The 6,484-nt window shown below is 69.3% G+C and carries 4 protein-coding genes; all 4 read left to right on the top strand.

Annotated elements, in window-relative coordinates; genetic code table 11:
* The first annotated feature begins 101 nt into the window (after nt 1-101).
* The 4 genes from ABD401_RS18605 to ABD401_RS18620 are packed head-to-tail and all read left to right on the top strand — an operon-like array spanning nt 102 to nt 6,424.
* Nucleotides 102-1,697: an acyl-CoA carboxylase subunit beta gene (locus tag ABD401_RS18605; RefSeq protein ID WP_344607482.1), complete on the top strand. Its 1,596-nt coding sequence runs from the start codon at nt 102-104 to the stop codon at nt 1,695-1,697.
* Between the two features lie 9 nt (nt 1,698-1,706).
* On the top strand, nt 1,707-3,686 hold the full coding sequence (locus tag ABD401_RS18610; protein WP_344607484.1) for an ATP-binding protein: 1,980 nt from the start codon (nt 1,707-1,709) through the stop codon (nt 3,684-3,686).
* On the top strand, nt 3,683-5,242 hold the full coding sequence (locus ABD401_RS18615) for a long-chain-fatty-acid--CoA ligase (protein WP_344607486.1): 1,560 nt from the start codon (nt 3,683-3,685) through the stop codon (nt 5,240-5,242). Before ABD401_RS18610 ends, ABD401_RS18615 begins: the two co-directional genes overlap by 4 nt.
* Nucleotides 5,243-5,251: 9 nt before the next feature.
* On the top strand, nt 5,252-6,424 hold the full coding sequence (locus ABD401_RS18620; protein WP_344607488.1) for an acyl-CoA dehydrogenase family protein: 1,173 nt from the start codon (nt 5,252-5,254) through the stop codon (nt 6,422-6,424).
* The last annotated feature ends 60 nt before the right edge of the window (nt 6,425-6,484 follow it).

Below are 6,484 nucleotides of genomic sequence, written 5' to 3' on the forward strand. Positions count from 1 at the left end.
AACCGACGTTCATCAAGCGCCGCGGTTCGCGCGCAACCCGGGTCGTTTCCTGACGGGTGCCGTCGACGTCGGACTCCGTCTTTCCCCCTGGAGGACCGCTCGTGCCCACTCTCCGGTCGGAGCTCGACGTCACCGGCGACGAGTACCTCACCAACCGCACCCACAACCTCGGCATGCTCAAACTGCTCGAGGAGCAGCTGAGCGAGGCCCGGGCCGGCGGCGGCGAGGCGTACATGCGCCGCCACCGCGAGCGGGGTCGCCTCACCTGCCGTGAGCGGATCGACCTGCTCGTCGACCCCGGGTCAGCGTTCCTCGAACTCTCCCCCCTCGCCGCGTGGGGCACCGACTTCAAGGTCGGCGCCAGCGTGGTCACCGGGATCGGGGTCGTCCACGGCGTCGAGTGCCTGCTGATCGCCAACGACGGCACGGTCAAGGGCGGCACGTCCAATCCCTACACGTGGAAGAAGATGCTGCGCGCGCTACACATCGCGCGACTCAACCGGCTCCCCGTCATCAACCTCGTCGAGTCCGGCGGTGCCGACCTCCCCACGCAGGCCGACTTGTTCGTGCCGGCGGGTCAGCTCTTCCGCGACCTCACGCAGCTGTCCGCGATGGGCATCCCCACGGTGGCGCTCGTCTTCGGCAACTCGACCGCCGGCGGGGCGTACGTGCCCGGCATGTGCGACTACAACGTGATGATCGACCAGCAGTCGAAGGTGTTCCTCGGCGGACCGCCGCTGGTCAAGATGGCGACCGGTGAGGTCTCCACGGACGAGGAACTCGGCGGCGCCCGGATGCACTCGACCGTCTCCGGTCTGTCCGACTACCTCGCGACCGACGAGCGCGACGCGATCCGGTTGGGCCGTCAGATCGTCAAGAGCTGGAACTGGACCAAGCTCGGGCCTCGCCCCAAGCCCGTCGTCGACCCGCTGTACGACCCCGCCGAACTGCTCGGCATCGCCTCCGCGGACCTCCGCGTGCCGTTCAGCCCGCAGGAGGTGCTCGCCCGACTGCTCGACGGCTCCGAATTCGAGGAGTACAAGCCCGAGTACGGCACCAGCCTGATCACCGGCTGGGGCACCCTCCACGGGTACCCGGTCGGCATCCTCGCCAACGCCCGCGGCGTCATCTTCAGCGAGGAGGCGGAGAAGGCGACCGAGTTCATCCAGAAGTCGAACCAGGTCGACACTCCCCTGATCTTCCTGCAGAACACGACCGGCTACATCGTCGGCAAGAGCTTCGAGCAGGGCGGCATCATCAAGGACGGCGCGAAGATGATCAACGCCGTCGCGAACAGCGCCGTCCCTCACATCACCGTGATCATGGGCGCCTCCTACGGCGCCGGGAACTACGGCATGTGCGGCCGGGCCTACGACCCGCGCTTCCTCTTCGCCTGGCCGAACTCGCGTACCGCCGTGATGGGACCGCAGCAACTCGCCGGCGTCCTCTCGATCGTCGGCCGCGAGGCCGCGGCCGCCGCGGGCAAGGAGTTCGACGAGGATCGCGACCGCGAGCGCACCGCCGTCATCGAGGCGCAGATCGAGAAGGAGTCGCACGCCTTCTACATGAGCGGCAAGGTCTACGACGACGGGATCATCGACCCGGCCGACACCCGGACCGTCCTCGGCATCTGCCTGTCCGCCGTCCACAACAACGTCGTCGAAGGGCGCCGCGGTTACGGCGTCTTCAGAATGTAGGGGTCGTACGTGCAGAAGATCCTCATCGCCAACCGGGGCGAGATCGCCCGCCGCGTCATCCGCGCGGCCCGCGGGCTCGGCATCCGGACGGCCGTGGTGCACTCCGACGCCGACGCGGACGCGCTGTTCGTCCGCGAGGCCGACGAGTCGGTCCGGCTCGAGGGCACGGCCGCGGCCGACACCTACCTGATGGCCAATCTGATCATCGAGGCCGCGCAGCAGGTCGGCGCCGACGCGGTCCACCCCGGCTACGGCTTCCTCTCCGAGAACGCGGACTTCGCCGAGGCGTGCGTGGCCGCCGGCCTGACCTTCATCGGTCCCCCGCCGGCCGCGATCCGCAGCATGGGCGACAAGGTCACGTCGAAGGAGATCATGGCCGCCTCCGGCGTGCCGACGCTCCAGGGCGTGACCGTCACCGACGGCGAGGGCCAGGACCTGCGGGCGGCGCTGGCGGACATCGGCCTACCGGCCATCGTCAAGGCCTCCGCCGGCGGTGGCGGCCGGGGCATGCGCGTGGTGAACACGGCCGACGAACTGCTCGGCGCGGTCGAGAGCGCACAGCGCGAGGCCAAGGCGGCCTTCGGCGACGGCACCGTGTTCATCGAGCGGTATCTCGCGCCGTCCCGGCACATCGAGGTCCAGATCGTCGCCGACGACCACGGCCAGGTCGCCGCGCTGTTCGAGCGGGAATGCTCGATCCAGCGGCGTCACCAGAAGGTCGTGGAGGAGGCTCCTTCCCCCGTCGTTGACGAGGCCTGGCGGGCGCGGCTGATGGACGCGGCGGTCAAGGCCGCCCGGGCGGTCGATTACCGCGGCGCCGGCACCGTCGAGTTCATCGCCGGCAACGACGGCACCTTCGCGTTCCTCGAGATGAACACCCGTCTCCAGGTCGAGCACCCGGTGACCGAGTGCATCACCGGGCTGGACCTCGTCGCGTTGCAGATCGCCGTTGCCCGCGGCGAGGCGCTGCCGGCCGAGGCCCTGAACCCGACGATCGACGGGCACGCGATCGAGGTCCGGCTCTGCGCCGAGGACCCGGCGGCGGGCTATCTCCCGGTCTCCGGCACCTTCGAGGTCTTCGAGGTCGGGGGCGAGGGCATCCGCGTCGACACCGGTGTCGAGTCCGGTTCCGTCGTCTCGCCCTACTACGACTCGATGGTCGCCAAGGTCATCGCCCACGGCCCGACGCGTCGGATCGCGGCGGACCGCCTCGCGGACGCGCTCACCCGGGCACGCCTGCACGGCCTGACGACGAACCGTGACCTGCTCGTGCGCATCCTGCGCAGCCCGGAGTACCTCGCCGGGGACACCACGACCGACTTCCTGCAGCGGGTGTCCGGTCTGACCGAGCCGCTCACGAGCGAACTGACGCATCGGCACAATGCCGTGGCGGCCGCGCTCGCCATCGCCGCCGCGCGCGCCGCGGACCGCGACGTCCAAGCCGGGCTGCCGATCGGCTGGCGCAACAACCGCGCCACGTTGGAGTCCGTCGAACTCAAGGGCGAGGGCGACCCGATCAAGGTCGCCTACCACCTGCAGAATCCGACGACGCCGACCGTCGAGGTCAACGACGAGCCCGTGAGCATCGAGCTTCACCCGACCGGTTCCGACGAGATCGACCTCACCATCGGCGGCGTGCGCCGCTGCTACCGCGTCCAACTGCTCGGCAAGGCCGGCGGCGACGGCGTCCTCGTGGACAGCGTCAACGGCTCGTCCTCGTTCGTGCTCGTCGACCCGCTGCCGGCGCCCGGCGCGAACGGACCGGCCGGCGGCCTGATCGCACCCATGCCGGGTGCCATCGTCCGGGTCCTCGTCGCGGAGGGCGACACCGTCGCCGCCGGGACGCCTCTGCTGGTGATGGAGGCCATGAAGATGGAGCACACCATCACCAGCCCCGCGGACGGAGTCGTCCGCTCGATCAACGTCGCGCAGGGAACTCAGGTCGAGCGCGGTGCCGTTCTGGTGGAAATGGCTGAGGAGGCGTCATGAAGGAACTGGTCTTTCCCCGCACGCTGCTGCCGACCTGGCGTCAGCGAGCCGACGAGGTCGGCTTCGTCAACGCCGTCACCGGCGAGCAGCGCACCTTCGGCGAGCACGCCGACCGCGTCTCACGTCTGTGCGACGCGGTCGCGACCAAGCTCGGGGTCGGGCCGCGGGACCGCGTCGCCGTCCTGAGCATGAACTCGATGGAGTACCTCGAGCTCTGGCACGCGGGCTTCCTCGGGGCGTTCGTGGTGAACCCGCTGAACCTGCGGTTCTCCCCCGACGAGCTGACCTACGTCCTGCGGGACGCGGAGTCGACCGTCTGCTTCGTCGACTCGCACTTCGCACCGGTCGTCGAGAAGATCCGGGAGGCGGCCGGGCTGAAGCACGTCGTGCTCATCGGCGGCGGCGACGGCACCGCGGACATGAGGTACGAGGAGCTGCTCGCCGACACCGGCAACCGCTGGCCCGAGGTGCCGGAGGAGGACGACCTCGCCGTCGTCATGTACACCGGCGGCACCACCGGCAAGCCGAAGGGCGTCATGCTCGACCAACGCGCCGAGGTGCTGAACCAGTACCACATCGCGATGAGCATCCCGTGGGAGCGCGGCGACACCTACATCATCTCGACGCCCATGTTCCACGGCGCGACGATGCTCGGCGTCGTGGGCGCCTCGATGTTCGGTGTCCCCGTCGTCGTCCAGCCGATGTTCGACCCCGCCGGCTTTCTGACGGCGTGCGAGACCTACAACTGCACCGTCACCGTGCTCGTGCCGACGATGATCGGCATGGTGCTGACGCACCCCGAGTTCGCCCCGGAGCGGATCTCGTCGCTGAAGCGCCTCATCTACGGCGCCTCCCCCATGCCGAAGGCACTGCTGCAGAAGCTCCTCGCGCTCCTGCCCGACACCCAGATCATCCAGGGCTACGGCATGACCGAGGCGGCCACCGTCCTCACGTTCTTCCACGACGAGGACCACCGCGAGGGCTCGCGCCTCGGCTCCTGCGGTCGCGCGCTGCCGGGCATCGAGATCAAGGTCGTCGACGCCGAGGGCAACGATCTCCCGCCTGGTGAGGCCGGCGAGGTCTACGCCCGCGGCGGCAACTTCATGCAGGGCTACCTCAAGCTCCCGGAGGAGACCGCCAAGGCCTTCCGCGACGGCTGGTACGCCAGTGGCGACGTCGGCTATCTCGACGAGGCCGGCTACCTGTTCCTCGTCGACCGGGCGAAGGACATGATCATCTCCGGCGGCGAGAACATCTACTCGGTGGAGGTCGAGAACGCGATCGCCTCGCACCCGGAGGTGCTCCAGGTCGCCGTCATCGGCATCCCGCACGAGACGTGGGGCGAGGCCGTTCACGCCATCTGTGTGCTGAAGGAGGGCGCGACCCTCACCGCCGAGGACGTCATCGAGCACGCCCGCAAGTCGATCGGCGGTTACAAGGTCCCGCGGTCGGTGGACTTCCGCACCGAGCCGCTTCCGCTCTCCGGCGCGATGAAGGTGCTGAAGAAGGATTTGCGCGCTCCGTTCTGGGCGGGCCAGGACCGCGCGATCAACTAGTCTCGTCCCATGGTCGCGACCTCCACGATCGACAACGAGAGCCCGGAACGGGTGCTGCTGCGCAAGAGCGTTGCCGCCGCGGTGGCCCCGTTCGGGCCGGGCTACTTCCGCGAGAAGGCTGCCGCCGGCGAGCCCACGCAGGACCTGTGGGCCGCGGTTGTCAAGGGCGGGTTCACCTCGGTGAACCTGCCTGAGGAGTTCGGCGGCGGTGGCGCCGGGCTGTCCGAGCTCGCCGTCGTGTGCGAGGAGATCGCGACCGCCGGCGGTCCCCTGCTGCTGATGGTGGTGCACTCCGCGATCTGCGGTCCGGTCATCGCCGAGTTCGGCACGGCCGAGCAGCGCGCCGAATGGCTACCGCGGTGGACCGAGCCGGACTTCCGGATGTGCTTCGCCATCACGGAACCTGACGCCGGGTCGAACTCGCACAACCTCTCGCTGCGGGCGACGAAGCAGCCCGACGGCGACTGGGTGCTTCACGGCTCGAAGATCTACATCTCCGGCGTCGACGAGTCGCAGGCGATGCTGGTCGTCGCGAAGATCGGCACCGACGAGCGCACCGGGAAGGGCCAGCTCGCGCTCTTCATCGTCGACACCGACGCCCCCGGCCTCGGCAAGTCGCACATCCCGACCGAGCTCGTGCTGCCGGAGAAGCAGTTCCTGCTGAGCTTCGACGACGTCCGCGTTCCGGCGAACCGCGTCGTCGGCGACCCCGGCGACGGTCTGAAGCAGATCTTCCACGGGCTCAACCCGGAGCGGATCACCGGCGCCGCGCTGTGCAACGGCATCAGCCGCTACGTCCTCGACCGGGCGGTCCGGTACGCCAACGAGCGTTCGGTGTGGGGCACTCCGATCGGCACCCACCAGGGCGTCGCGCACCCGCTGGCCGAGTCGAAGATCAACCTTGAGCTCGCGCGCCTGATGACCTTCCGCGCCGCGGACCTCTACGACAGCCGCGCCGACGCCGGCGAGGCCGCAAACATGGCGAAGTTCGCCTCCGCCGAGGCCGCGATGAAGTGCGTCGACCAGGCCATCCAGACCCACGGCGGCAACGGCCTCGCCACCGAGTACGGCGTCGCCCACCTCTGGGGCCTCGCCCGGCTGATCAAGATCGCTCCCGTCTCCCGGGAGATGATCCTCAACCACGTCGCCCAGCACAGCCTCGGTCTCCCGAAGTCCTACTAGCCTCGACATTTCGCGTGTGAGCGGTTGAGTTCGGCGCGTTAAACGCGGAAGTGCCTAGCC

It is taken from the genome of Sporichthya brevicatena (genome assembly GCF_039525035.1).
In the GTDB taxonomy this organism is placed as follows: Bacteria; Actinomycetota; Actinomycetes; order Sporichthyales; family Sporichthyaceae; genus Sporichthya; species Sporichthya brevicatena.

Coding starts and splice junctions, on each gene's coding strand:
- ABD401_RS18615 (WP_344607486.1), top strand. CDS start 3,683: ATGAAGGAACTGGTCTTTCCCCGCACGCTGCTGCCGACCTGGCGTCAG.
- ABD401_RS18620 (WP_344607488.1), top strand. CDS start 5,252: ATGGTCGCGACCTCCACGATCGACAACGAGAGCCCGGAACGGGTGCTG.